Source organism: Streptomyces sp. NPDC017202, from assembly GCF_044331705.1.
GTDB lineage: Bacteria > Actinomycetota > Actinomycetes > Streptomycetales > Streptomycetaceae > Streptomyces.
On sequence record NZ_JBIRNP010000001.1, the window covers coordinates 736,245 to 761,992 of the forward strand.

Here is a 25,748-nt window from a genome sequence, read left to right on the forward strand (position 1 = left end):
AGGACGTGTTCACGGGCAGGGGTGAGCCGCGATCCGGTCAGGATCCGGCGGCGCCCGGTGCACCGCACCGCGCCGAGCGGCGATACTGGCGCGGACAGTTGACCATGGGGGAGGTCAGGAAACGTGGCAAACGCGCCGACAACCGGCACGGCGGCACCGCCCGGCCGCCGGACGGCATTCGCCGAGGGTGTCGACCGGTTGCGCTCCGCCGCGACCACCGAGCCGGGCAGGCTCCGTGTCATCGGCGCCGTCCTCGCCCTCCTCGTCGTCGCCTTCGGCGCCGTCACCGCCTGGCAGACGAGCGACCGCGCGGCCGCCGCCGACGACGTGCTGCACAAGAGCCAGCCGCTCAGTTCGGCCGCGGCGGACATCTACCGTTCGCTCGCCGACGCCAACACGGCCGCGTCCAGCGGCTTCCTGGCGGGCGGCCAGGAGACCGCCGAGTCGCGCGAGCGCTACGAGGACGACATCGACACGGCCGCCGCGAAGCTCGTCACCGCGGCGAACAACTCCGACGCCGGTTCCCCCTCCACCGCGGCGATCACGAAGCTCAACACCCTGCTCCCGGAGTACAAGGGCCTCGTCGAACGCGCCCGCACCTACAACCGGCAGGGCTTCCCGGTGGGCGGCGCGTACCTGCGCTACGCCAACCAGAAGATGCAGGACGAGATGCTCCCGGCCGCCGAGGACCTCTACCAGAAGGAGAACCAGCGCCTCCAGGACGACTACGCGGCGGCGAAGCCGTACCCGTGGGCGGCGATCGCCCTCGGCGTCCTCGCGCTGGCCGCCCTCGCCTGGGCGCAGCACCGCAACTACCGCCGTACGAACCGGGTGCTGAACCACGGTCTGGTCGCGGCGTCCGCGGCCTCCGCCGCCGTGCTGCTGTGGCTGGTCGTCGGTCACAGCGTGGCCCGCGCGGGGCTGAACGACTCCTACGACCACGGCGTGCGCTCCCTCGACGTCCTGCACGACGCCCGTATCGCCTCGCTGAAGGCGCGCGGCAACGAGAACCTCACCCTGGTGGCCCGCGGCGCCGAGACCGTGAAGGCCGGCGACACGACGGTCGACGCCTACGACCACGACTTCACCGAGGAGATGGCCGCCCTCGGCAAGGGCCTCGCGGCGGCGGCGAAGCTCGCCGACGACCGGGCCGGCGAGAAGCCGGTCGCGACGGCGGAGGGCAACATGGCGGAGTGGAAGAAGCGCCACGCCGCCGCCCGCGCCCAGGACGACAACGGCAACTACGAGCAGGCACTGGCCCTGGTGATCGGCGCGAAGGGCGCGACCGGCGCGTGCTTCGACGGCGTCGACGCCAGCCTGGCGACCGCGCTCGACCACGAGCAGCACGAGTTCAGGCAGGCGGCCGGTGACGGCCTGGACGCGATGGGCGGGATGCCGCTGGGCGCGGCCGGCCTCGCCGTCCTGGCGGCGGCCGGCGCGGTGCTCGGCATCGGCCGCAGGCTGTCGGAGTACCGGTGAGAGGGGGCGTGACGATGCGTGCTCGACGGATACGGGCCGGTCTGCGGGGCTGGGGCGGGGTGGGCGCGATGGCGGTCGTCTGCGTCCTCGCCCTGGCGTTCGTGCTGCTGCTGCCCTGGACCCAGTCGAGGGGCGACGGCAGCACCGGCACCGGCGGCCCCGGCGTCGCCGAGGGCAGCCCGGCGGCGGACTCGACGTGCCGGGCGCCCGAGAAGCAGACGCTGGCGCCGTCGGCCGCGGACGGTCCGACGATCGCCGCGATCAAGGCCCGTACGGGCGAGAAGCGCAAGCTGGTCGTCGGTGTCGACCAGAACAGCTACCGCTGGGGCTACCGCGACCCCAACACCGCGGGCGCCGCGCTGGAGGGCTTCGACATCGACCTGGTGCGGCGGATCGCCGAGGACGTCCTGGGCGACCGCGACGCCGTCCAGTTCAAGGCGATACCGACCAACCAGCGCATCCCGGCCATCCAGGAGGGCCGGGTCGACATGGTGGTCCGCACCATGACGATCACCTGCGACCGGATCGAGGACGTCGCGTTCTCCGCGCCGTACTTCAGGACGGGCCAGCAGGTGCTCGCCCCCAAGGTGTCGGCCGTCACGGGCTACAACGGCACGCTGGCGAAGAAGCGGATCTGCACGGCGGCCGGTTCGACCGCCAACACCCGGCTGACCGACGACGTGAAGGCCGGGAAGCTGCCCGCGACCGCCGACGTCTCCACCACCGTCCCCAACCAACTGGACTGCCTGGTGCGGCTGCAGCTCGGCGAGGTCGACGCCGTCGTCACCGACGGGGCCCTGGCGGCGAGCCAGGCCGCGCAGGACCCGACGGTGGAACTCAAGGGCGCCGCGTTCACGACCGAGTACTACGGCGTGGCGATGAACAAGGACGCGGACGACCTGGTGCGCCGCGTCAACCAGATCCTGGTGGCGTACCGGGCGGACGGCTGGCAGCGGTCGTACGCCGACTGGCTGTCGGCGACACTGGGTACCGATTCGTCGACGTCGATGCCGCCCGCGCCGCAGTATCTGCGCACGAGTTGACGGGACGGACGGCGGACGGCGGACCGAGCAGGAGACGGACACAGCGACGAGAGGTGATCGATGGGCGTCACGGGACCCCCCGGGCCGGTGATGGACCGGGACGAGGTCGACCGTGCGCTGGCGCGGCTCGGCGCGGAGCACGAGGCGATCGAGACCTCGCTCCTTGCCCTCCAGGACCACGCGGGCCGCAGACTCCTCGAAGGCGCCGCGCTGACCGGCGTCACCGAGGAGCGCTGGGCGTCCGCGGAGGCGTCGATCACGCTGCTGTGGACGTACTTCGACGCGTACACCGACGCGTTGCGCTCCGCGCGGGACATCCGCTCGCGGCGCCGCTGGTCCAGCCGTGAGGACCTGGTGGAGCTGACGGAGCTGCTGCGCGGCGAGTCCGTCACGGTCGCCGGCCCGGCCGCCGCCACGGCGAACGCGCCGACCCTGACCGGCACCGGCAGGCTCAGCGAGAGCTTCTCGCTGGCCGGCCTCGTCGACCGGATGAACGAGCTGTACGCGTCCTCGCTGGACCTGGTCGTCACCGCCGACGCGGTGTGGTCCGCGCTGCCCGCCCGGATAGACCTCCTGGCCGCGGAACTCCAGCGCACCCGGCAGCTCGCGCACTCCGTGGGCGTGCGCCCCGGTGAGCATCCGGCGGGCGACGACCTGGAGCGCATCACCCGCACCCTGACCTCGCTGCGCGAGCGGGTGATCTCCGACCCGCTGGCGTTCTGGGTTCCCGCGCAGGGCAGTTCGGCGCCGGGCGGCGGCCGCCCCGACACCACGGTGTACGACCGCGAGGCGCGCGCCCTGGAGGACGTGCGCCGGGAGATCGACGCCGTACTGACGGTCCGCCAGGACGCCGAGCAGCGGCTGGTGCGGCTGCGGGACGTGCTCAGCCGCGCGGACCGGACCCTCGCCGAGGCGCGCACCGCGCGCGGCGAGGTGCTCGCGAAGATCGCCGCCACCGAGGTACCGGTCGTCAGCGGCCCGCCGACCGCGCTCCAGGAGCAGTTGGCGACGGCGGCCGAGTACCGCCGGCACGCCCAGTGGCACCGCCTGTCCCCGCTCCTGGAGTCCCTGGAGCGCAAGGCGGAGGACGAACTGCTGCGTGCCCGCGAGTCGTTGACCGCGGTCACCGCGCCGCTCGCGGTCCGCGCGGAACTGCGCGGCCGGCTCGACGCGTACAAGGCGAAGGTCGCCCGGCACGGGCTCGCCGAGGACCCGTTCCTCATCGAGCGCTACGACGCGGCCCGGCGGATGCTGTGGAGCGCGCCCTGCGATCTGCGCGTCGCCGAACAGGCGGTCCTGCGCTACCAGCAGGCGGCCGCCGAACTGCTGGCCGCGCCGCGCGTGCCCGAGCAGGGCGGCCCCGAGGACCACAGGGGGGAGCAGAGGTCATGAGTCAGGCAGGGCAGACGTGCCAGCGACCGGGCTGCGAGGGCTCGTACGAGGACGTGGGCGGGGGCGAGCTGTACTGCGACGCCTGCGGTCTGGCTCCCGTCGTCGCGTCCGGGGGTCCCCCCGCCGGGACGGGCCTGGTCGGTTCACCCCCGACCGGCGTGACCCGCAGCGGCAGGGGCTCGACGGGCAGTGGCGGTTCACGCCCCAGCGCGCGCAGTGCGCGCACCTCCTCGCAGTCGTCGAAGTCGCGCCGCTCGGTGTCCGGACGGCTCTCGCGGTCGCTGTCGGGCGCGGCCGGCGGCCGCTCGGTATCGGTGCGCGGCTCCGGTTCCACAGCCGGTTCGTCCGGGCGGGCCCGCCTCGGGGCGGGACTGGTCGCGGTGCCGCAGGTGCCGCGCCCCGACCCGCGCGCGATGGTCCTCGACAACCCGGAGGTGCCCGAGCGCAAGCGGTTCTGCTCGCGCGCCGACTGCGGCGCGCCGGTGGGCCGGGCGCGCGGTGCGCGCGAGGGCCGCACGGAGGGCTTCTGCACCAAGTGCGGCCACCCGTACTCCTTCGTCCCCAAGCTGGGGGCCGGAGACGTCGTGCACGGCCAGTACGAGGTGGCGGGCTGTCTGGCGCACGGCGGCCTCGGCTGGGTCTACCTCGCCGTCGACCGGGCGGTCTCCGACCGCTGGGTGGTCCTCAAGGGCCTGCTGGACACCGGCGACCAGGACGCGATGGCGGCGGCGATCTCCGAGCGGCGCTTCCTCGCCGAGATCGAGCACGCCAACATCGTGCGGATCTACAACTTCGTCGAACACCTCGACCAGCGGACCGGATCGCTGGACGGCTACATCGTCATGGAGTACGTCGGCGGCAAGTCCCTCAAGGAGATCGCCAACGCCCGCCGCACCCCGGACGGCAGGCGCGACCCGCTGCCGGTGGAGCAGGCCTGCGCCTTCGGCATCGAGGCCCTGGAAGCCCTCGGCCACCTGCACAGCCGCAACCTGCTGTACTGCGACTTCAAGGTCGACAACGCCATCCAGACCGAGGACCAGCTCAAGCTCATCGACATGGGCGCCGTGCGCAGGACGGACGACGACGAGTCGGCCATCTACGGCACGGTCGGCTACCAGGCCCCGGAGGTGGCGGAGGCCGGCCCGTCGGTGGCGAGCGACCTCTACACGGTCGGCCGCACCCTGGCGGTGCTCACCTTCGACTTCCAGGGCTACACCACGGCCTTCGTGGACTCCCTGCCCGACCCCGACTCCATCGAGGTCTTCCACCGGTACGAGTCCTTCTACCGGTTCCTGGTCCGCGCCACCGACCCCGACCCGGCCCGCCGGTTCTCCTCCGCCCAGGAGATGGCCGAGCAGCTGACCGGTGTGCTGCGCGAGGTCGTCTCGCTCCAGTCGGGGCGGGCCCGGCCCGCGCTGTCCACCCTGTTCGGCCCCGAAGTACGGGTCACGGACGCGGAGTTGTTCCCGAAGCTGGACGCGGAGGTGTCACGGCTGGGGTCCCGGGCCGTCGCGTCACGGCGGGGCCCGGGCCGGGCGGCCGGCCCGGGCGGCGCGCCGGCGGGCGGGACCGGCGCGGCCGGGCTCGTGCCCTCGCCCCGCCTGCCCGGCACCGCCCCGTCCGGGGCCGGGCCTGCCGGTACCGCCCCTGCCGGGGACGGCGGTGCCGCGACGGGGCTGGTCAGGCCCGTCCCCGCGCCCGCCGCCGGACTCGCCCTGCCGGTCCCGCACGTCGACCCCTCCGACCCCAACGCCGGTTTCCTCACCGGTCTGCTGGCCTCCGCGCCCGCCGAGCTGATCACCGCCCTCGCGGCCGCGCCGGCCCCGTCCGTGGAGAGCCGGCTGCGGGAGATCCGCGCCCGGCTGGAGAACGGCGACTTCGAGGCCGCCCTGAGGTCGCTGGCCGACCTGGAGGGCGAACGGCCCGACGACTGGCGGGTCGTCTGGTACCGGGGCGTGGCCTCGCTGGTCACCGGCGACCGGGCGGGCGCCGCGCTCGCCTTCGACGCGATCTACGACGCCTTCCCCGGCGAGCCGGCACCGAAGCTGGCGCTCGGCCTGTGCGCGGAGGTGCTGGGCCAGCTGGACAACGCCGCCGAGTACTACCGCCTCGTGTGGTCGACCGACCCGAGCTTCGTGAGCGCCGCGTTCGGCCTGGCACGCGTCCAGCTCGCGGCGGGCGACCGCCGAAGCGCCGTACGGACGCTGGAGTCGGTGCCGGAGTCCTCCATCCACTACACCGCCGCCCGCGTCGCGGCCGTCCGCGCCCGGCTGCGGCAGCGGACGGCGGCCGCCGCCGACGTCCCCTTCCAGGAGGACCTCGCCGCCGCCGCGGCGCAGGTCGAGGCCCTGGACGCCTACGGACTGGATCCGACGCGCCGGGAGCAGCTGTCCACCGAAGTCCTCGGCTGCGCGCTGGACTGGATACTCTCCGGTGGCCGGGGCAGCACCGGCCCCGGCGACCGGGGGGCGCTGCTCGGCAGCGACCTGGACGAGCGGGGGCTGCGCTTCGGACTGGAGCGCTCGTACCGCATGCTGGCCCGGCTGGCGACCGGCGCTGAGGAGAGGATCGACCTGGTGGAACGTGCCAATCGTTACCGCCCCCGGACGTGGGTGTAGTTGATGTCCCAGATCCCCGGGCAGGCCTCCCTGCCCACGTGCCCGAGCTGCGCGGAGCCGATCGACGCGGGTGACCGTTTCTGCGGTGCGTGCGGGTACGACCTGTCCGCCGTGCCGGCACGGCCGCAGGACACCCCGACGCTCACCATGAGCGCGGCGGAGGTGCCGGCCGCGCGGGGCGCCGACGGTCCGCCGCCGGGTACGGCCGGTGCGCCGCCGCTCCCGGCCGGTGCGCCGCCGTCGGCGGTCCCGCAGCCGCCGGCCGCCCCGCCCGCACCCGTCGCCGCGCCCGTCGCGGCGGCTCGTGTGCCGGCGGGCGGGCCGGTGGCGCCGACCGCCGCCGCGGCTCCCGACCCCGCGGTCCCCGCCCCCGGAGTCCGGTTCGACCGGCCCTCCGAGCCGGAGGAATACCCCCTCCAGGCGCCCGACCCGCGGCTGGCCGTCGCCAAGGTGTGCGTGGCCTGCCGGGCGGGCCGGGTGGACGACGACGGGTACTGCGAGAACTGCGGGCACGCCCAGCCGCGTGAACGCGACCACATGGAGCAGGAGTCGGGCCCGGTCGCCGCCGTCAGCGACCGCGGCCTGCGCCACCACCGCAACGAGGACTCCTTCACCGTCGGCAGCACGACGCTGCCCGACGGCGGCCCCGCGCTGGTGGCGATCGTCTGCGACGGCGTCTCCTCCGCGACCCGCCCCGACGACGCCTCGCACGCCGCGGCACAGGCCGCCGGACGGACCCTGCTGGCGGCCCTGCCGCAGGGCACGCACCCGCAACAGGCCATGCACGAGGCGATCGTGGCCGCCTCACACGCGGTCGACGCGCTCGCCGAGGAGCCGGCCACGGCCCGCGAGCACGCCCCGCACCAGAACGCGCCCGCCTGCACCCTCGTCGGCGCGGTCGTCACCGCGGGCCTGCTGGTCGTCGGCTGGGTCGGCGACAGCCGCGTCTACTGGGTCCCGGAGGACCGCGGCGCACCGCCCGCCCGGCTCACCGAGGACGACTCCTGGGCCGCCCAGATGGTCTCCGCGGGTCTGATGAACGAGGCCGAGGCCTACGCCGACGAGCGCGCCCACGCGATCACCGGCTGGCTCGGCGCCGACGCCTACGAACTGGAGCCGCACACCGCCGCGTTCAAGCCCGACCGGCCGGGCGTGGTGATCGTGTGCACCGACGGCCTGTGGAACTACGCCGAAGGGGCGGGGGAGATGGCCGAGGCGCTCCCCGCGGACGCCGCCGCCCGCCCGCTGCACGCCGCCCGGGTGCTCGTCGGCCACGCCCTGGACGGCGGGGGCCACGACAACGTAACAGTGGCCGTCGTGCCGTTCCCCGCTCCCGCGCAGGGGGCAGGATCGGTCTGAGGCCACGCACGGACAGAGCGCCGGCCGGGCCCGCGGGCGCGGGCCGACGGGTGCACGGGGAGGCGGTGGCGGACCGGAGGGGACCGGTCCGCCCGCGTCGTCGCCCCGCGCGCCGTGGGAGTTTCCGAGGGGGAGGGAAAAAGCATGGCCAATTTCTCGAAGTCGAACGTGCCGCGGTTCGCGGTGGACGTCTACCAGAACGCCTACCTGCCGGAGGGCGGCCGCGAGGTCAACGCGATCGTGACGGTGACCGCCACCGGCGGCGGCACCGTCGGCAGCGTCGGCACCGGGGTCACGGCACCACACCTGTACGCGCCGGGCGCGGGCCCGTCGGCCGCCGTGGTGATCATGGTGGACTGCTCGGGTTCGATGGACTACCCGCCGACCAAGATGCGCAACGCGCGCGACGCGACCGCCGCCGCCGTCGACACGCTCCGCGACGGCGTGCACTTCTCGGTGATCGGCGGCACGCACGTGGCCACGGAGGTCTATCCGGGCGGCGGACGCCTCGCGGTGGCCGACCCCGCCACCCGCGAGCAGGCCAAGCAGGCGCTGCGCCGGCTCAGCGCGGGCGGCGGCACGGCCATCGGCACCTGGCTGCGGCTGGCCGACCGGCTGCTGTCCACCGCCGACGTCGCCATCCGGCACGGCATCCTGCTCACCGACGGTCGCAACGAACACGAGTCGTCCGAGGACCTCAAGGCCGCGCTGGACTCCTGCGCGGGCCGCTTCACCTGTGACGCGCGCGGTGTGGGCACCGACTGGGAAGTGAAAGAAGTCACAGCGGTCGCCTCCGCCCTGCTCGGTACCGCCGACATCGTCGCCGACCCGGCCGGGCTGGCCGCCGACTTCACGCGGATGATGGAGACGGCCATGGGCAAGGAGGTCGCGGACGTCGCCCTGCGGCTGTGGACCCCGGCCGGCGCGGCCGTCCGGTTCGTCAAGCAGGTCGCGCCGACGGTCGCGGAACTGACCGGCAGGCGCACCGAGTCGGGCCCGCGTTCCGGCGACTACCCCACCGGTTCCTGGGGCGACGAGTCGCGCGACTACCACGTGTGCGTCGAGGTCCCGGCGGCCGGCATCGGCCAGGAGATGCTGGCCGCGCGCGTCTCCCTGGTGATCCCGGAACCCGGGGACACGGTGCGGAACCTGGGCGCGCAGGGCCTCGTACGGGCCGTGTGGACCGACGACATGACGGCCTCCACCTCGATCAACCCGCAGGTCGCCCACTACACCGGGCAGGCCGAACTGGCCCAGGCCATCCAGCAGGGGCTGGATCTTCGCAAAGCGGGCGATATGGATGGAGCAACGGCCAAACTGGGCCGGGCCGTTCAGCTCGCGAGCGCGTCCGGGAACGCGGATACTGCGAAACTGCTTGCGAAGGTGGTGGACGTGGTCGACGCGCCGACAGGTACTGTGCGATTGAAGGCGAAGGTCGCGGAGGCAGACGAGATGACCCTCGAGACCAGGTCCACGAAGACTGTTCGTGTAAAGAAGTGACCTAGCGGACGCTAGAGGAACACCGAAGGAAAGGGGGACGCGCCGACATGCCGACCTGCCCGAACGGACACCAGTCGGGTTCCGACGACTGGTGCGAGGTCTGCGGTCACCGCATGGCCGGTGCCGTACCTCCGCCCCCTCCCCCGCCGCCCCCGGCCGGCGGGGGCTACGGCTTCCCGCCGCCCCCGCCGGGCGCCGGCGGCCGTCCCGACAACCGGCACCTGTCCGCGGTGCCGAACGCCGAGCCGGAGCTGTGCCCGCAGTGCCGGACTCCTCGTGAGGGCGGCGCGCCGTTCTGCGAGGAATGCCGGTGGAACTTCCTGACCAACACGGCGACCTCGTACACGCCCGCCGCCCCGCGCACACCGGGTCCCGGCGGACCCGGCCCGAGTGGGCCTGGTGGGCCCGGTGGACCGGGGGGTCCCGGCGGACTCGGCAGACCCGGCGGTCCCGGTGGACCGGGTGGGCCCGGCGGTCCCGGAGCGGGTCCGGACGCGCGGTTCCAGCCGCCGCCCCCGTCCTTCGGCGGGAGCGACGCGTTCGACTACCAGAGCTCCCGTCCGTCCCAGGTGAACCGTCCCGCCGAGCCGATCCCGCCGGGCCCGCCGTTCGGCGGCGACCCCTCGCGGCCTCCGGGCCAGGGGGGCGGCCGGCCCTTCGGTCACGAGCAGGGCGGCCAGGGCGGTCCCGGTGGACCGGGTGGTCCCGGCAACCCCGGCGGCGGTCGGCCGTTCGGTGGTCCGCCCGGCGGGCCCCAGGGGCAGGGACCGGGGCAGGGACACGGGCAGGGTCCTGGCGGCACGCCGGGCGGCCCGGCCGACGGCCCCGGCGGCGGATCGCCCGCGGGCGCCTACGGGCGTGACCCGTCGGGTGCCCCCGGCGACCCCTTCGGGCGCCGCCCCGGCCCCGCGAACCCGTCCTCCGACCCCTTCGCACGCGAGCCCGGCGGCCAGGGCGGCGGCTACGGCGGTTCGCCGCAGCCCGGCGGTCCTGGCGGCCAGGGCGGTCCCGGCGGCCCTGGTGGTCGCGGCGGTCCTGGTGGCCCCGGCGGCCCGGGGGGTCACAGCGGTCCTGGTGGTCACGGCGGCCCGGGGGGTCACGGCGGTCCTGGTGGTCACGGCGGTCCTGGTGGCCCCGGGGGACGCGCCCCGCAGGCTTTCCAGCCGCCCGGCGGCTCGCAGGCCCCGGCCGGTTACCCGCAGGGGACCGGCCGGACGCAGCAGCCGTCCGGCCCGGCCTTCGGCGGCGGTGACGACGACTGGGTGCTCCCCCCGCCGTCCCACACCGGTCCCGGCGGCGACCAGGGCGGCGGCTACGGCTACCCCCAGCCCGGCGGCCACCAGGCCCCGCCCGCCCAGGCCTTCCCGCAGCAGCCGGAGACCTGGACGGCGACGATAGGCCCGGACCGCGAGTACTTCATGGCGATGATGCACCGCTCGGGACCGGAGGCCGCGGGCCTGAACCTGCCCGCCTACTCCCCCGAGCAGCAGCGCACGCTCGACGGCAACCAGATCACCATCGGCCGCCGCCGGCACTCCACCGGTGAGACCCCCGACATCGACCTGTCGGTGCCGCCGGAGGACCCGGGGGTCTCGCACCAGCACGCGGTGCTGGTGCAGCAGCCCGACGGCGGCTGGGCCGTCGTCGACCAGAACTCGACGAACGGCACGACGGTCAACGGCTCCGACGAGCCGATCCAGCCCTTCGTGCCCGTCCCCCTCCAGGACGGCGACCGCGTCCACGTCGGCGCGTGGACCACGATCACGGTCCGACGGGGCTGAGTCCCGGCGACCTGGCCCTCTCGGGGCCGGCCCCGAGAGGGCCAGGTCCCCAGAGGATCAGGTCGCGACGAGGCTGGGGCCCGACGATCCCGGCAGGGGCCAGGCGTACGGTCCCTCCGGGTCGTCCAGCCACGCCCACATCCGCCCGCCGCCCACGGTGACGCCGTACCGGTGCCGTCCGGGCCTGTCCTCGCGCTCCCACAGCGCGTACGCCTCCTGGGGGTCGAGGGTCTCCCGGGTGAGGGCCAGCAGGAAGCGGAACAGCTCGTCCTCCCTGACCCTCGGCGGCACCCCGCCGAGGGCGACCGGCTCCGGCGCGGGCCGCTCGGTGCCGCGCAGCGGGACGAAGTAGGCGGGGGTGTGCAGGAAGTTCCCCTCGGCCTGCCCGGTCCCTCCCACCGTCAGCGCGAGCAGCCCGGTGGCCAGCGGGGTCAGGATGCGGCCGCCGGGACGGCACTGGGCGACCCAGGCCCGTGGCACCGACGCCAGCTCGCAGGTCGCGACGATCCGGTCGAAGGGCGCGCGTTCGGGAACCCCGCGGGCGCCGTCGCCGGTGACGACGGTCGGCCGGTAGCCGGCCTCGGCGAGGTGCCGCCGGGCGGACTCGGCGATCTCCGGATCGAGGTCCACGGTGGTGACCCGCTCGTCCCCGAGCCGGTACGACAGCAGCGCCGCGTTGTATCCCGTGCCGGCACCGATCTCCAGCACCCGGTCCCCCTCCCGGACCCGCAGCTCGGCCAGCATCTCGGCCATCAACGAGGGCTGGCTGCTCGAGGAGACCAGGTCGCCGTCCCGCAGCCGGGTGGCCAGCGGTACGTCCTCGTACGCGCCGCGCACCCACCGCTCGCGGGCCCGTGGATCGGCACTCTCCCCCCAGCGCCGCTCGTACCCGGCCGCGCCGCCGGCGTAGTAGTACGGCACGAAGAGATGGCGGGGGACGACGGCGAAGGCCTCCCGCCAGGCCGGATCGGCGGCGAAGGCCCCGCTCGCCTCGATCTCCCGCACCAACGCCGCCCGCTCGGAGGCGGCGAGCTCCTCCAGCTCCTTGCCGAGCACACGCGTTGCCATACGTCCACTGTGCGACGCGGGAGCCCGCGGGGCGAGTGCCCGCGCCCGCCGGCCCGGAGACTCGGTGTGCAAGGGCCCCGTGCCGGAAGGCCCCGGGCCTGGACCACCCGCTCCCCGGGTCTGAGACCATGGGGGACGTGAAAGAGATCCGGCGCGGCACGCTTCAGGAGCAGACCTTCTACGAGCAGGTCGGCGGGGAGGACACCTTCCGCCGACTGGTCCACCGTTTCTACGAGGGAGTGGCCGAGGACCCGCTCCTGCGGCCCATGTACCCCGAGGAGGACCTGGGCCCGGCCGAGGAGCGGCTCACGCTGTTCCTGATCCAGTACTGGGGCGGCCCCACGACGTACAGCGAGAACCGCGGCCACCCCCGGCTGCGGATGCGGCACGCGCCCTTCACCGTGGACCGGGCCGCGCACGACGCCTGGCTCAGGCACATGCGGGACGCGGTGGACGAGCTGGGGCTGTCCGAGGAGCACGAGCAGACGCTGTGGAACTACCTGACGTACGCGGCGGCGTCCATGGTGAACACCGCGGACTGACCGGCGCACGGGGGCCGGCGTGCGGGGGCCGGGGCCGGGGCGTACGGCCGCTCAGCGCACGCTGAGGCCCAGGCCGCCGAACCCCGCCCGCCGTACCGCGATCGAGCCGTACGGCGTCCGCAGCCGCAGCCACGACCCCGAGGAGTAGAGCCCGGTGTCCCGGGCCGCGGTGGCCGGCCGCAGGAAGCCCAGCGACTGGGCCGCGTGCACCGCGCGCACGGGCAGGCCGGTGTCCCCGACCGTCCGGGACCAGATCTCCCGCCCGATCCGGTCGAGTTCGGCGCGCGTACGGCGCTCGGCCGGCAGCTCCTCGGTACGACGGCGGAACTCCGCGACCGCCGCGCCGACCATCGCGCGCAACCCGTCCGGCTCCGGAAGGCCCGCCAGCGGCTCCCAGCCGCCGCGGGGCGGCAGCACGCCCGCCCAGGGCGGCCCGGTCACCTCGGCGGGCACGGCGGCCGTGGCCGCCGTCTCGTCGAGGCCCTCCAGCAGCTCCCCCGCGGACACGGTCACGTCCAGCGTGACGTCGAGGCCGTTCTCGTACGGCTTCGCCAGCCGGACCGCCCGGACCGCGAGGACCTCGAAGGACGGCGGCCGTCCGAAGACGGCCAGCGCGGTACCGGCCGCCTGGAGCCGGACCGCCGCCGCGCGGTCGTAGTGGAGCAGCCGGGAGAGGAAGGCCGCGAGATCCGCCGCCTCCCCCTCGTCGGCGAGGTGGAGCACCGTCATGCGGCGACGGCCTCCTTGTCGTCGTCCCGGTACTCCTCGAGGAACTCACGCTCCTCGTCGGTGATCCGGCGAGGCCGCTGCGCCGCGAAGTCGAACGGCACGATCACCGTCGACGCGCTGACGTAGACCTGGTCGCCGTCCTTCACCTCGTAGGCGATGGTGAAGGACGCGGCGCGTATCTGCGTGATCCACAGCTCGATGTCCACGGGCCGGTGCCGGTGGACGAGCTGCCGCTTGTAGTCGATCTCGTGGCGTGCCACCACGGACCCCTGCTGGAAGTCCTTCTCCGGGCGGAACAGGAAGTCGATGCGGGCTTCCTCCAGGTAACGGAGGAACACCACGTTGTTGACGTGGCCGTACGCGTCCATGTCCGCCCAGCGCAGCGGGCAGCGGTAGATGTGCCGCAAGAAGGATCAGCCCCGGGTCAGCTTCTTGTAGGTGGCGCGGTGCGGACGGGCCGCGTCCGGACCGAGCCGCTCGATCTTGTTCTTCTCGTACGACTCGTAGTTGCCCTCGAACCAGAACCACTTGGAGTCACCCTCGTAGGCGAGGATGTGCGTGGCGACCCGGTCCAGGAACCACCGGTCGTGGGAGACGACCACGGCCGCACCCGGGAATTCGAGCAGCGCGTTCTCGAGGGAGGACAGGGTCTCGACGTCGAGGTCGTTGGTCGGCTCGTCGAGGAGCAGCAGGTTGCCGCCCTGCTTGAGGGTGAGCGCGAGGTTCAGGCGGTTGCGCTCACCGCCGGACAGGACGCCGGCCGGCTTCTGCTGGTCCGGGCCCTTGAAGCCGAAGGCGGAGACGTAGGCCCGCGAGGGCATCTCGACCTGGCCGACGTTGATGTAGTCCAGCTCGTCCGAGACGACGGCCCACAGCGACTTCTTCGGGTCGATGCTCTCGCGGCTCTGGTCGACGTACGAGATCTTGACGGTGTCGCCGACCCTGATCGAGCCGGAGTCCGGCTCCTCCAGGCCCTGGATCATCTTGAAGAGGGTGGTCTTGCCGGCGCCGTTCGGGCCGATGACACCGACGATGCCGTTACGCGGCAGCGTGAAGGAGAGGTCGTCGATGAGGACCTTCTCGCCGAAGGCCTTGCTGAGGTTGTCGACCTCGACGACGACGTTGCCCAGCCGCGGGCCCGGCGGGATCTGGATCTCCTCGAAGTCCAGCTTCCGCATCTTGTCGGCCTCGGCGGCCATCTCCTCGTAGCGCGCCAGACGCGCCTTGGACTTGGCCTGACGCCCCTTGGCGTTCGACCGCACCCACTCCAGCTCCTCCTTGAGGCGCTTGGCGCGCTTGGCGTCCTTCTGGCCCTCGACCTTGAGGCGGGAGGCCTTGGACTCCAGGTAGGTGGAGTAGTTGCCCTCGTAGCCGATGGCGCGGCCGCGGTCCAGCTCGAGGATCCAGCCGGCCACGTTGTCCAGGAAGTACCTGTCGTGGGTGACGGCGACGACGGTGCCCGCGTACTTCGCGAGGTGCTGCTCCAGCCACTGGACGGACTCGGCGTCCAGGTGGTTGGTGGGCTCGTCGAGCAGCAGCAGGTCGGGGGCCTCGATCAGCAGCTTGCACAGCGCGACGCGGCGCTTCTCGCCACCGGAGAGGTTGGTGACCGGCCAGTCGCCGGGCGGGCAGCCCAGGGCGTCCATGGCCTGCTCCAACTGGGCGTCCAGGTCCCACGCGTTGGCGTGGTCCAGGTCGTCCTGGAGCTTGCCCATCTCCTCCATGAGCGCGTCCGAGTAGTCGGTCGCCATCAGCTCGGCGACCTCGTTGAAGCGCTTGAGCTTGCCCATGATCTCGGCGGCGCCGTCCTGCACGTTCTCCAGGACCGTCTTGGACTCGTCGAGCGGCGGCTCCTGCAGCAGCATCCCGACGGAGTAGCCGGGCGACAGGAACGCGTCGCCGTTGGACGGCTGCTCCAGCCCGGCCATGATCTTGAGAACGGTGGACTTACCGGCACCGTTCGGACCGACCACACCGATCTTCGCGCCGGGCAGGAAGCTCAGCGTCACGTCGTCAAGGATGACCTTGTCGCCGTGCGCCTTGCGCGTCTTGCGCATGGTGTAGATGTACTCAGCCAAGAGAAACCGTCCGGCAGCTTGAATTCTGGCAGTGGGCAGATACACCCCATCTTGCCGGACGGCTACCCCTGGGGGGAAACCCGATTGACCGGGAGCCTCTGACCTGCGGTTTCACTACTGGCGGCTGCGGAAGGTCTGTCACTGACGGTCGCCGTCGAGTGCCCTCGGCGAACCTCGGACGGCCCAGAGACGGCCCAGAGACGGCCCAGGGTCGATCATCGCGGACGGCCGGTCGACCGACGACGGCCCCCTCGGTGCGGCCGGCCCGAACCTCGGCCGACGACAGCCGGCCACGACGGCGGGTGCGCCGACCGACCAGGCACGCGTGTGCCTCGCCGCACCCCCACCGGCCTCAGCCACGCTATCGGGGTCTCCACCAGAGCACCCCGCGATGGCCTGCCGGCGACCACGGGGTGGCGCGCTTGTCCAGGGCGTTACTTCTGGGTGGAGCAGGGGTCGCAGCAGGAGGGGGCGGGTTCGATGCAGACGGTGACTGCGTCGGTGTTGTTGGTGGTGTCGGGGTCCTTTTCGTTACTGGTGGCGGTGGCGGTGTTGCTGGTCAGGCCGGCCTTGTCGGCCTTGGCCCGCAGTACGAGGGTGGCGGTGGCGCCGTCGGCCAGGTCTCCCACGGTCCACTGCCCGGTGGCCGGGTCGTAGTTTCCGGGTGTGCCGTCGGCGGACAGGAAGGTGAGGTTGTCGGGGAGCTGGTCGGTGACGGTGACGCCGGTGGCGTCGTTCGGACCGGTGTTGTGGACGGTGATGCGGTAGGTCACGGTCTGGCCGACGGTGACAGTGGTGACGTCGGCTGCCTTCGTCATGGTCAGGTCGGCGGCCGGCTTGACCTGTGTGACCTGTTCGTTGGAGGTGGACGTCAGGGGTTCCGGCGTATCGCCGAGCCGGTTGTCGTAGGAGGCGGTTGCGGTGTTGCTGATCTGCTTGCCGCCGCTGGCCCGGTCGATGACGGCCCGGTACTCCACCGTGGTCCCTGCCGGCACGGTCTCGGTGTTGGGAAGGCTGCCCCCGTCCACGGCGGTGGCACCGTTGCCGAGATGGAAGACGACCTTGTTCGCCGCGGCATCGTGGTATGCCTGGTCGTCACCCTGGGCATCGCTCTTCGTCCCGGCGTTCGGGCCGTCGACGATCCGCAGGGAACCGGGCAGATACGTCGTGCCCTGCGGGACGACGTCGCTCAGGATGAGGTTCTCGGCCGCGCCGCCGCCCTCGTTCCTGGCGGTGATGCGGTAGGTGACGACGTCGCCCACCTCCAGCGGCCCGGCGGGGATGGCGGTCTTGGCGAGTTCCACGTAGGGAGCTGTGCCGAAGAAGATGCCGTCCAGGAAGTTGCCGACACCGCGGTTGCCGCCGGCGGCGGAGATGGAACGGAAGGCGAAGCGTGTCAACGTCTGGCCTGCCGGGACGGTGTAGGTGCCGGTGTAGTAACCCCAGGCGGTGTTGCCGTCGGTGAAGCGCCTCTGCTCCGCCGTGGAGCCCGGCGCGCCGATGTCCAGCGCCATGGTGTCCTGCCCCTGGCGGCCGCGGTGGTGCAGCCGCCAGTACAGCTTCGTACCGGGCGTGGTCGGCAGGTCCTGGTAGAGCGTGGAGACCTCGTTCGCGTTGAGCTCGGCGAACTGGGCGCCGTCGGCTGCCGGCACGCCGTTGAAGCCCGAATGCCACAGCTCGATCTTGTGGTCGGAGGCGGTGGTGAGCCAGCCCGGGACCCACTTGGTCGCCTGCGTCTGGGAGGCGTCCGGCAGGATCTCCACACCGGTCACCGTGGGCTGCTCGAAGCTGCCGTTGGTCAGGACAACTCGGAGCGGAGCAGCGGAAGGTGTAGCCGTGGTTTCTTTCCCTTGCGTTGACGCTGCTGGAATGGCACCGCCGACCGGCCGCATCTGCGGGCCGTGACGGAGCCGAAGCAATCGGCAGCTCAGCGCCTTCACGTGGATACGTAAAGTGATGTCCGGGTGGGGCAGGCCAATCCAGCGAGGCAAGTTTGCGAGACCTACCCCGGGACAACGATCGCCCTCTCGTCACCCGGGCGGTCTCCGGCATGCCACTCCCACAACACAGGCCCCGTCGCTCTCTCTGCGCACTCCTGTCATGGCCGGAAAAACCCTGTTATGCCCCCTGTGCTCACCCGCACTCAGGATGAATCAGCGCCAACGAAGTTGACGCTTCCGGCGCAGTGGCGGCTGCCGCGTGGGAACTGGTGGCTCGGCACCCCTCGGTCTGGGCTGGGCTTCGATCTACCGCTCATGGGTCGACAGGCTGTTTCATGCACGTGGCTTCATCCTCAAAGCCGCGGAGCCGACCGCCCCCGGCCACGACGCACTCCCTTCTCTGCCGGTAGATGGCTGATCGCTGAGCACGCGGCACGGGCGCCGACCGGGCTGGAGCGGGGCGGAGACAGGAGCGCAGGCCCAGCCGGGGGCCGGGCCGCGCCCGGGGAGCGGAGCGAGCCGCCTTGAAGTCATGCTCACAGAGAGGCAGTTCACCCTGATCGCGGTGTGCGAGTGGCAGGTAGAACACTGGGCGGATCGTCCACGTGATGCGGGTGCCGGCGTGGGTCACCGAGACCGTGCAGGGCTCGGAGTTCAGCAGGGCTCGTCGGGTCTCGATGCGGCCGTCGTGCAGCCAGTGCCATGCCTCGTTCGAGGCGTCCGCGTCGAGGGCCGGTGAGATCGTGCGGAGGGTGACCGCCACCCAACGGTCCGCCTGGGGCGCCGAGTAGGCGTCGAAGGATGCCCGTAGCGCCGGCGCTTCCCCTTCGCCGAGGTCTTCCGTCCAGCACTCGCACCAGTAGCCGCGTCGGAGTTCCTTCGTCAGCACGGGTGACCTCCTGACCGGGTGTCGGTGAACAGTTCCGCGGTGACGGTGTGGCCGTGGTCGCTGCCGTGGACGACGACCCGGTGGGCGATCGCGCTGACCATGCCCAGGCCCCGGCCGTGTTCGGCGTCCTGCTCCTGGTCGTGCTCGGCCTTCGGGGCCGTGCCGGTGCCTCCGTCGTCCGTCACCGACACGGCGACCACCTGCGCCGAGACGGCCACAGCCAGGTGGAAACTGCCGAAGGCCCGGCCGCTGGCCGTGTGGAGGATCGCGTTCGCGCTCAGCTCGCTCACGATGAGTTCGGCGTCGTCCGCCAAAGGGGAGCCGCGCAGGATGTCGCGGGTCCAGCGGCGGGCCCTGCTGACCTCTTCGGGTTGCCGGACGGCTACCCCCGGGGGAAACCCAATCCGGCGAGAGGCTCTGACCTGCGGTTTCACCGTGGCCGGTGGTGTCCGCCGCGTCCCGGTCGGCTGTCGTCCCCGTCCCGGCCCGGCCCGGCCCGGCCGGTCGTCGTCGGGTGACTCCGGGGCACGCCGGAGGGCCCGGGGACGGCCCGGAACACATCGTCGCGGGTCAGCTCCAGCTGGAGCCTCGTCCGCCGGCGGGCCCCCGAGGGGGCCGTGGGTGTCGTGGTGGGTGCCGGTCAGCCCCGCGCGTCGTTCTCCTTGCGGCCCACGAGGACCAGGACGGTGCCGCCGATGACGACCAGGCCGATCGCGGTGCCCGCGATCAGGGGGGTGACGTCGGAGCCACCCGTCTGGGCGAGGTCGGTGCCCGAGGGCGCGGTGCCGCCCACCGTGGCCGGACTCGGTTCGGTGAGCGTCTGGGCGGCCAGGCCGGACTCGGCGGCTCTGGTGCGACAGTCGAGGACGCCGGTGAAGCGGCTCTGGGTGCCCTGCGGGCCCGTGAGGGTGAAGTCGTAGGCCTGATCCTCCTGGAGGGGGATCGTCACCGTCCGGGACGTGCCGGCGGGGATGCTGTGTCGCACACCCATCAGTTCGAAGGTGAAGGCCTGGTCGCCCTGGTTGGCCGCGGTGAGATCGACGCCGTTCCTCGTGCAGTTCTTCGCCGCGGAAAGGGCCGGTACGGCGCCGGCCCCGGCCCAGGTCGCGGACGCCGTCGCGGAGACGGTCGACTCGCTGGAGCCGGCCAGGATCTGGGTCTGGCTGCGACTCTCGGAGGTGAAGGCGCGGCCGACGGGGACGGTGGTGGAGGCCTGGACGGTCAGCTCCGCGGCGCCGGCCGCGGTGTCGGCGGGCACGTCGAAGAACAGCTCGCTGCCGTCCTGCGCGGAGGTGACGGGCTTGCCGTCCTTGCCGACGATCCGGACGCCGGTGGTGGCCGAGTCCAGCGGCGGTGACACCGTCACGGCGCTCGCGCCGGTCCGGACGGTGACCGGGCCGAGCAGTTCGCCGGGACGTCCGGAGACCGCGGCACCGTCAAGGGTCAGTGAGGCCTGGGGTTCCGCCACGGCGCGGGCGGCTTTCTGGAGGTGGTCCGCGAGCCGTTCGGCCTGCGGGTCGACGGCTTCGACGTCCGCGCCGTCCGAGTAGCGCCAGATCGCCACCTGGGTGCCGGCCGCCGCGTCCTGCTCGGTGAGGCCCCCGGCGATACCGGCCTTCTTGGCCAGTGTCGCCAGGTTGTTGACCTGGGGGTAGGAGTTCTGCAGGATCCAGCGGATGCGGCCGGCGTCCTTGTTGACGGCCAGTGAGGTGCCGCTCCAGGGAGTCTCCTGGTACTTGGCGTCCTTCTGCGTGGGGTTGTGGAGGTCGACGCAGTAGGTCTGGAGGGTGCCGCCGCCCTCGACGGACATCTCGAACAGGCCGGCCGAGACCTCCTGGTCCCCGCTCTCGTCGTGCAGCACGGCGGCCCCGTACGTCTTGAGGCCGCCTATCGTCGCCGTCGCTCCGCCCTGGGTCTGCGCCGCGGTCTCGGCGGCGGCCGGGCCCGCGGCGGCGAGGACCCCGGCGGCGACGAGCCCGGACACGAGCGTCCCCGCCGCGAGGCGCACCGCGCCCCGTCCGCGCCCGAGCGGCGCGGAGAACGAAGAAATCACGTAATTTCCCTTCCAGCAGGACCCGTTGACGTGGGGGGACGGGTCCCACCAGCAGAATCAGAAGCCCCGTGAGCCACGTTCGGCATCCTAGAGAGGCGGGCGTACCGGCCTTCCCGGTCAGGTCGTCCGATGGGTGATCCGACTCGGAATCGTTATCCCCAAGATCGCGACCGAGCAGGGCTTATCGACAAATCAACCCACCACGCAGGGCCATATCCGCCGATAAGCCGCCGATCGGCCGGACCGGCACACTCCCTGACATCAGGTCACGGCTGCCGGCTCGCGTCGCCGCGGTGATTCCGGCTCCGCCGGAGACTGCCCCGCAGGGGTCTGCCAGTCGGGTTCCGGCTGCGCGGGTGCGCCGGCCGCGGCGGCCGGCTCGGGCCTGGCCGCGCGGCGGAAGGCCGAGGTGCCGCGGGCGAGGTCGTGTCCGATCGCCACGGCGTCGAGGTCGGCCGACGTCCAGTTCTGTCCCTCGCGCGCTTCCGCGCGCACCTTCAGCCGGCCCTGCACGATCACCGCCTCACCCACGTTCAGCGACGCGGCCACGTTCGCCGCCAGCTGCCGGTTGGCCCACACCGTGAAGAAGTTGGTGTGGCCGTCGGCCCAGGTGTTCTTCTCCCGGTCCCAGTAACGCGAGGTCACCGCCAGCCGGAACCGCGCCGACGGTCCCGCCGACAGTTCCCGGTACACCGGCTGCGTCGCCACGTTCCCCACCGCGCAGACCATCGTCTCGTTCATCGAGGACCCCTCCCTCGCCCTGGCGTCGCCACCGGGCGGATACGCGTACGGGCCCGTCCCGTACGGCTGCGTCTGCCGGGGCGGCGGCGGCCGCGAGGCGTACGCCCCGAGCCGCTCACCGCCGCCGTCGCCACGACCGCTTCGCCACGATCGCCGCGAAACCAGACTGCCTCCGCCGGGCCGAGCCCGCCGAGCGCTGTGGATCACCACCCGCCTGTGGAAAAAGCCGTCACCCGGACGGGGGATCCGCGTCGCACCGTCCCCGGACCGACGCCCCGGCCCGCGTCCGCACGTCCCCTTCTCACCTGGTCAGCGCCTGTGCGCCCATCACCCTGCCGTACTGCTCCCGCACCTCCCGGTACCGCAGCAGCTCGGCGGCCACGGGGTCCAGGACCCTCGCCCTGCCGCACCCGGCGGCGGCCTCCCGCAGGCGCCGTTCCGCGTCCTGGCCGTATCTGCGTGCGGGGCCGCGGGCCGCGATCCGGCAGCTCCACTCCACCAGCGGGCCGCCGATGATGCCGGCCACCATCAGCAGCACCGGCACTCCCAGGTTCGGCGACATGACCCCGGCGATCTGGCCGACCAGCCACAGTCCGCCGAGGACCTGCAGGACCGTCATGGACGCCTGCGCCAGCACGGCCACCGGCCACCAGCCCGGCCGCGGCGGGCGCCCCTGCGGCACTCCGGCCCGCGCGGTCAGCTCGTCCAGCGCCTCGGACAGCCCCTGCGCGCCGCGTACGGCGGCCTCCCGCACCGCCTGCGCCCACGGCGCGGGCAGCCCCGCCGAGGCCCGTTCCGACACCGTGCGCACCGCCTGCTCCACGCGCTGCCGCGCGGTGGCCTCCTCGTCGGCCTGCGAGCGGACCCGGACGCTGCCGGTGGGGGGATCACCGCGGTCCTGGTACCACCGCCACAGCCTCAGCCACGGCGTCCCGCACGCGCGGTTGGCGTTGCGCAGCCAGGCGCGTTCGGCGGCCTCGCCCGCGGCCGTGGCGCCCACCGCGTCCGCGAGGCGGGCGGCGAAGTCGTCCCGGGCCTCCTCGCTCAGGCCGGTGCGCCGCGTCGTCGCGTAGACGGGCCGCAGCTGCCAACCGGCGGCGTCGACATCGGCCGAGATGCGCCGCGCCGCTGCACCGCGCTCCGCGACGAACTGACCGAGCAGTTCGCGCAGTTCCCCGATGCCGTCGCCGGTCAGCGCGGACAGCGCGAGGACGGTCGCGCCCGGTTCGCCGTACTCGCCGAGGGCGACGCCGTCCTCGTCCAGCAGCCGCCGCAGGTCGTCGAGGACCATCTCGGCGGCCTCGCCCGGCAGTCGGTCGATCTGGTTCAGGACGACGAACATGACCTCCGCGTGTCCCGCCATGGGCCGCAGGTAGCGCTCGTGGAGCACGGCGTCGGCGTACTTCTCCGGGTCGACGACCCAGATGACGGCGTCCACGAGGGCCAGGACCCGGTCGACCTGCTCACGGTGCTGCACGGCGGCCGAGTCGTGGTCGGGCAGGTCCACCAGGACGAGTCCGCGCAGCTGGGCCTCCGCGTCCGCGCTCTGCACCGGGCGGCGGCGCAGCCGGCCGGGGATGCCGAGCCGGTCGATCAGGGTCGCCGCGCCGTCGCTCCAACTGCACGCGATGGGGGCGGCGGTGGTGGGCCGCCGTACGCCCGTCTCCGAGATGTTCACCCCGGCGAGGGCGTTGAACAACTGGGACTTGCCGCTGCCGGTGGCCCCGGCGATGGCGACCACGGTGTGCTGTCCGGAGAGCCGGCGCCGGGCAGCCGCCTCGTCGAGAACCCGGCCCGCCTCGGAGAGCGTCCTGTTGTCGAGCCGCGCGCGGGAGAGTCCCACCAGTTCCCGCAGCGCGTCGAGCCGGGAGCGCAGGTGGCCGTCGTAGGCCAGGGGGGCCGCGGCGGCCTGGGAGCTGCCGGACCGGACCTCCAGGGCGGCGGCGGCCTGCTCGGCGGCGGTGGCCTCGCTCACGCGACGCGCGATGAGACCGTCGCCCCAGGGTTCACCGGGACCGGGGCCCTCCTGCGGGGGATGGGCGCCACGGTCCCCTCCCCGGCTGTCCTGGCCGCGTACGGGGGCCTCGGTCTCCGGCGGGTGTGCGGGACGGTCGGTGCCGGGCGAGCGCCGGGAGCGTTCGCCGTCCGGCACGCGCGCGTGGCTGTCCTCGCCCGCGCGCGCGGTGCTGTCCTTGCCACCACGCGCGGGGCTGCCCTCGGCCGGCACTCTGCCGCGCACGCGCGTGTGAGGGACGGCTTCGGCCCTGGACCGGCCGCCCGCGGACTCGTCGGTCTCGTGCGCTCGCGCCGGACGGTCGTCCGCCTCGGCGGGCGTCGAGGAGCCGTCCCCCACCGCCTTCGCGGGAGGACCTCCTTCGCTCCCGTCCTCGGACACGGCTCCCTCGGCCGCACCTGCGGAGGGGTCCTCTCCCGCCGCCTCGGCGGAGCGCTCTCCCTCTGCCGCGCCTGGGGCAGACCGCCCTTCGCCCACCTGTTCGTCCTGGGTGCCCTGGGGGTCCCGGGGGTCCTCCCGACCGCCCGAGGACGAGGCGCCGTCTCCCTCGCCCCGCTCGGGCTGCCGCTCCCGCTCCCGCGCCCCTCCCCCGGCTCGCGACGGGCCCCCGCCCCCCTCGCATCCCGCCTGCGTCGACCGCCCCTCACGCCCCTCACTCTCGGTGAGTTCCACGTGATCCGTGTCATCTGTGTGGTCCATGTGGTTCATGTGATCCGTGCGGCCCGTGTGTTCGGTGTGGTCGGTGTGGTCCTGGTTCGTGACGGCGGTCACCGGTCACCTCTCCTTCTGCAGTACGGACAGCGCGGCGATGAGTTCGGCCTGGGGTTCGACGTGGACGTCGAGTCCGTCGAGCGGGGCGAGCCGGCGCTCGCGTTCGTTGTGCATGACACGGTCGAGGTGTTCGGTGAGCAGCCGCCCGCCCCGGTCGCGCAGCCGCAGCGCGCCGTGGGCGCCGATCCGCTCGGCGAGCCCCTCGCCCGCCGAGCGGGCCCTGCGGCCGCCCAGCAGGACGGTGGCGACGAGGGCTGCGACGAATTCGGGGTCGGGTGCGGCGCCGCGTTCGAGGTGGCGCACTTCGTCCTCGGCGTACTCCTCCAACTCGCGCCGCCAGCGCCGTACGGCCATGCCGATGCGATGTTCGGCGGTCTCCAGGGAGGTGTCGCGGTCGAGCAGTTCGGGGGCACCCGCGGCCGGTTCGAGGCGCCAGGCCTCGTCGACCCGCTCGTCGGCCGCGGTGACGGCGCACAGCAGGAGCGCGGCCAGGCTCTCCACGAGGGCGTCGAGCAGTTCCCCGGCGGTGCAGTCCAGCGGGAAGGCCCGCCAGCGCTTGAGGGCGTCACCCGCGAGCACGGCACCGCTCTGCAATCGGCCTCGCACGCGCGCGTATTCGCTGTCGTACGCCCCGTCGACGGCCGAGGTGAGCCGCAGTGCGGCCGCGTACTGCGCGGCCGCGGCACCGGCCAGTTCGGGCATCCGGGAGTTGAGCGAGTCGAGGACGCCGTACGCCGTGCGGGCCATCACGTCGCGGCGGGCGGCCCGGTCCTGTGCGTGATGGATGAGCCAGGTGCGCAACGGTGCCACCGCTGTGGCCGGAAGCAGCCCTCCGCCCCAGGCGGACTCGGGCAGTTCGGGCACGGTGAAGCGCGGTACGTGACCCAGGCCTGCCTTGGTGAGCAGGGCGCCGTACTGGCGGGACACCTCGGAGACGACCTGGTGGGGTACGCGGTCGAGGACGCTCACGAGCGTCGCGTTGTACTCCTTGGCGGTGCGCAGGAGATGCCAGGGCACGGCATCGGCGTACCGTGCGGCCGTGGTGACCATGACCCAGATGTCGGCGGCGCAGATGAGTTCGGCTGCCAGGACACGGTTGTCGGCGACCAGGGAGTCGACGTCGGGCGCGTCCAGGAGGGCGAGACCGGGCGGAAGGGTCTCCGCGGTCTCGATGCGCAGCAGGCGTCTGCCGTCCTCGCCGGGCAGCAACAGGTCGTCCGCGGGCTCCTGATGGGGCACCCACACGCGCGTGAGGTCGGGGAGCACCCGCATTCCGCTGAACCAGTGATGGTCCTCCGGATGGCACACCAGTACCGGCGTCCGGGTCGTCGGCCGCAGCACTCCCGCCTCGCTGACTCTTCGCCCCACCAGGGAGTTGACGAGGGTCGACTTGCCGGCGCCGGTGGACCCGCCCACGACGGCCAGCAAGGGCGCTTCGGGCTGTCTCAGCCGGGGCACCAGATAGTCGTCGAGCTGGGCGAGGAGTTCGTCGCGGTTGGCACGCGCGCGTGGCGCCCCCGCCAGGGGCAGCGGGAAGCGTGCGGCGGCGACACGTTCGCGCAGGGCGGAGAGTGCGTTGAGCAGCTGAGGCCGTACGTCCAAGGTCACCACATGCGAAGAATGCCTAATTTCGGGGGATTTATGAAGCATATGGACATGCCTGCGCGCCGATGGGACACAAGGGACGGAAGGTACGACCGGGACAGAGGCGCAGCGCAGGCATAACGAGTGCACAACACCCGGCGCTCCAG

General features: G+C 73.3%; 18 protein-coding genes and 1 pseudogene. 8 read left to right on the forward strand and 11 right to left on the reverse strand.

Annotated features, from left to right (window positions below; all coding sequences use genetic code 11):
- Positions 1-123: 123 nt before the first annotated feature.
- From ACH4N1_RS03055 to ACH4N1_RS03085, 7 genes are all read left to right on the forward strand, one after another.
- Positions 124-1,479, forward strand: a complete 1,356-nt coding sequence (locus tag ACH4N1_RS03055; protein WP_398094066.1) for a hypothetical protein — start codon at positions 124-126, stop codon at positions 1,477-1,479.
- Positions 1,480-1,493: 14 nt separating this feature from the next.
- Positions 1,494-2,522 (forward strand): glutamate ABC transporter substrate-binding protein, encoded by a 1,029-nt coding sequence (locus tag ACH4N1_RS03060; RefSeq protein WP_398094068.1) that lies wholly within the window; start codon positions 1,494-1,496, stop codon positions 2,520-2,522.
- A 60-nt stretch (positions 2,523-2,582) separates the two neighbouring features.
- Positions 2,583-3,914, forward strand: coding sequence for a hypothetical protein (locus tag ACH4N1_RS03065; protein ID WP_398094069.1), 1,332 nt, complete (start codon positions 2,583-2,585; stop codon positions 3,912-3,914).
- Positions 3,911-6,532: a tetratricopeptide repeat protein gene (locus tag ACH4N1_RS03070; protein ID WP_398094070.1), complete on the forward strand. Its 2,622-nt coding sequence runs from the start codon at positions 3,911-3,913 to the stop codon at positions 6,530-6,532. Before ACH4N1_RS03065 ends, ACH4N1_RS03070 begins: the two co-directional genes overlap by 4 nt.
- Before the next feature lie 3 nt (positions 6,533-6,535).
- Positions 6,536-7,891 carry a PP2C family serine/threonine-protein phosphatase gene (locus tag ACH4N1_RS03075; protein ID WP_398094072.1) on the forward strand — a complete coding sequence of 452 codons (1,356 nt, stop codon included), beginning with the start codon at positions 6,536-6,538 and terminating at the stop codon, positions 7,889-7,891.
- Between the two features lie 144 nt (positions 7,892-8,035).
- On the forward strand, positions 8,036-9,391 hold the full coding sequence (locus ACH4N1_RS03080) for a VWA domain-containing protein (protein WP_398094074.1): 1,356 nt from the start codon (positions 8,036-8,038) through the stop codon (positions 9,389-9,391).
- A 47-nt stretch (positions 9,392-9,438) separates the two neighbouring features.
- On the forward strand, positions 9,439-11,172 hold the full coding sequence (locus ACH4N1_RS03085) for an FHA domain-containing protein (RefSeq protein ID WP_398094076.1): 1,734 nt from the start codon (positions 9,439-9,441) through the stop codon (positions 11,170-11,172).
- Positions 11,173-11,229: 57 nt separating this feature from the next.
- On the opposite strand, the gene ACH4N1_RS03090 is transcribed toward ACH4N1_RS03085, so the two are convergent.
- Positions 11,230-12,240: a methyltransferase domain-containing protein gene (locus tag ACH4N1_RS03090; RefSeq protein WP_398094078.1), complete on the reverse strand. Its 1,011-nt coding sequence runs from the start codon at positions 12,238-12,240 to the stop codon at positions 11,230-11,232.
- Positions 12,241-12,368: 128 nt separating this feature from the next.
- Here ACH4N1_RS03090 and ACH4N1_RS03095 point away from each other — a divergent pair, with 128 nt between their 5' ends.
- Positions 12,369-12,782: a globin gene (locus ACH4N1_RS03095; RefSeq protein ID WP_382788858.1), complete on the forward strand. Its 414-nt coding sequence runs from the start codon at positions 12,369-12,371 to the stop codon at positions 12,780-12,782.
- A gap of 51 nt (positions 12,783-12,833) precedes the next feature.
- Here ACH4N1_RS03095 and ACH4N1_RS03100 read toward each other — a convergent pair whose 3' ends face one another.
- From ACH4N1_RS03100 to ACH4N1_RS03145, 10 genes and pseudogenes are all read right to left on the reverse strand, one after another.
- Positions 12,834-13,511 carry a hypothetical protein gene (locus ACH4N1_RS03100; RefSeq protein ID WP_398094080.1) on the reverse strand — a complete coding sequence of 226 codons (678 nt, stop codon included), beginning with the start codon at positions 13,509-13,511 and terminating at the stop codon, positions 12,834-12,836.
- Positions 13,508-13,918, reverse strand: coding sequence for an acyl-CoA thioesterase (locus ACH4N1_RS03105; RefSeq protein ID WP_398094081.1), 411 nt, complete (start codon positions 13,916-13,918; stop codon positions 13,508-13,510). The genes ACH4N1_RS03100 and ACH4N1_RS03105 overlap by 4 nt, the downstream gene beginning before the upstream one ends.
- A 6-nt stretch (positions 13,919-13,924) precedes the next feature.
- Positions 13,925-15,589: an energy-dependent translational throttle protein EttA gene (ettA, locus tag ACH4N1_RS03110; RefSeq protein ID WP_382792220.1), complete on the reverse strand. Its 1,665-nt coding sequence runs from the start codon at positions 15,587-15,589 to the stop codon at positions 13,925-13,927.
- Positions 15,590-16,023: 434 nt separating this feature from the next.
- A complete protein-coding gene (locus ACH4N1_RS03115; RefSeq protein ID WP_398094082.1) occupies positions 16,024-17,481 on the reverse strand; it encodes a hypothetical protein in 1,458 nt (485 codons plus the stop codon).
- A gap of 571 nt (positions 17,482-18,052) precedes the next feature.
- Positions 18,053-18,418, reverse strand: a pseudogene (locus tag ACH4N1_RS03120) (hypothetical protein); the annotation flags it as partial.
- Positions 18,412-18,822, reverse strand: a complete 411-nt coding sequence (locus tag ACH4N1_RS03125; RefSeq protein WP_398094397.1) for an ATP-binding protein — start codon at positions 18,820-18,822, stop codon at positions 18,412-18,414. The pseudogene ACH4N1_RS03120 and the gene ACH4N1_RS03125, both read right to left, overlap by 7 nt.
- Before the next feature lie 236 nt (positions 18,823-19,058).
- A complete protein-coding gene (locus tag ACH4N1_RS03130; protein ID WP_398094083.1) occupies positions 19,059-20,471 on the reverse strand; it encodes a TQXA domain-containing protein in 1,413 nt (470 codons plus the stop codon).
- Positions 20,472-20,732: 261 nt separating this feature from the next.
- A complete protein-coding gene (locus ACH4N1_RS03135) occupies positions 20,733-21,212 on the reverse strand; it encodes a single-stranded DNA-binding protein (RefSeq protein ID WP_398094085.1) in 480 nt (159 codons plus the stop codon).
- Between the two features lie 301 nt (positions 21,213-21,513).
- Complete coding sequence (locus ACH4N1_RS03140) at positions 21,514-23,997, reverse strand: GTPase (RefSeq protein WP_398094086.1); 2,484 nt, start codon at positions 23,995-23,997, stop codon at positions 21,514-21,516.
- A gap of 3 nt (positions 23,998-24,000) precedes the next feature.
- Positions 24,001-25,608 carry a dynamin family protein gene (locus ACH4N1_RS03145; protein ID WP_398094087.1) on the reverse strand — a complete coding sequence of 536 codons (1,608 nt, stop codon included), beginning with the start codon at positions 25,606-25,608 and terminating at the stop codon, positions 24,001-24,003.
- Positions 25,609-25,748 lie beyond the last annotated feature (140 nt).

Bases quoted from the DNA above. Each gene is read 5' to 3' on its own strand.
- ACH4N1_RS03060 (WP_398094068.1), top strand. From the start codon at position 1,494: ATGCGTGCTCGACGGATACGGGCCGGTCTGCGGGGCTGGGGCGGGGTG.
- ACH4N1_RS03065 (WP_398094069.1), top strand. From the start codon at position 2,583: ATGGGCGTCACGGGACCCCCCGGGCCGGTGATGGACCGGGACGAGGTC.
- ACH4N1_RS03070 (WP_398094070.1), top strand. From the start codon at position 3,911: ATGAGTCAGGCAGGGCAGACGTGCCAGCGACCGGGCTGCGAGGGCTCG.
- ACH4N1_RS03075 (WP_398094072.1), top strand. From the start codon at position 6,536: ATGTCCCAGATCCCCGGGCAGGCCTCCCTGCCCACGTGCCCGAGCTGC.
- ACH4N1_RS03080 (WP_398094074.1), top strand. From the start codon at position 8,036: ATGGCCAATTTCTCGAAGTCGAACGTGCCGCGGTTCGCGGTGGACGTC.
- ACH4N1_RS03085 (WP_398094076.1), top strand. From the start codon at position 9,439: ATGCCGACCTGCCCGAACGGACACCAGTCGGGTTCCGACGACTGGTGC.
- ACH4N1_RS03090 (WP_398094078.1), bottom strand. From the start codon at position 12,240: ATGGCAACGCGTGTGCTCGGCAAGGAGCTGGAGGAGCTCGCCGCCTCC.
- ACH4N1_RS03095 (WP_382788858.1), top strand. From the start codon at position 12,369: ATGGGGGACGTGAAAGAGATCCGGCGCGGCACGCTTCAGGAGCAGACC.
- ACH4N1_RS03100 (WP_398094080.1), bottom strand. From the start codon at position 13,511: ATGACGGTGCTCCACCTCGCCGACGAGGGGGAGGCGGCGGATCTCGCG.
- ACH4N1_RS03115 (WP_398094082.1), bottom strand. From the start codon at position 17,481: ATGCGGCCGGTCGGCGGTGCCATTCCAGCAGCGTCAACGCAAGGGAAA.
- ACH4N1_RS03135 (WP_398094085.1), bottom strand. From the start codon at position 21,212: ATGAACGAGACGATGGTCTGCGCGGTGGGGAACGTGGCGACGCAGCCG.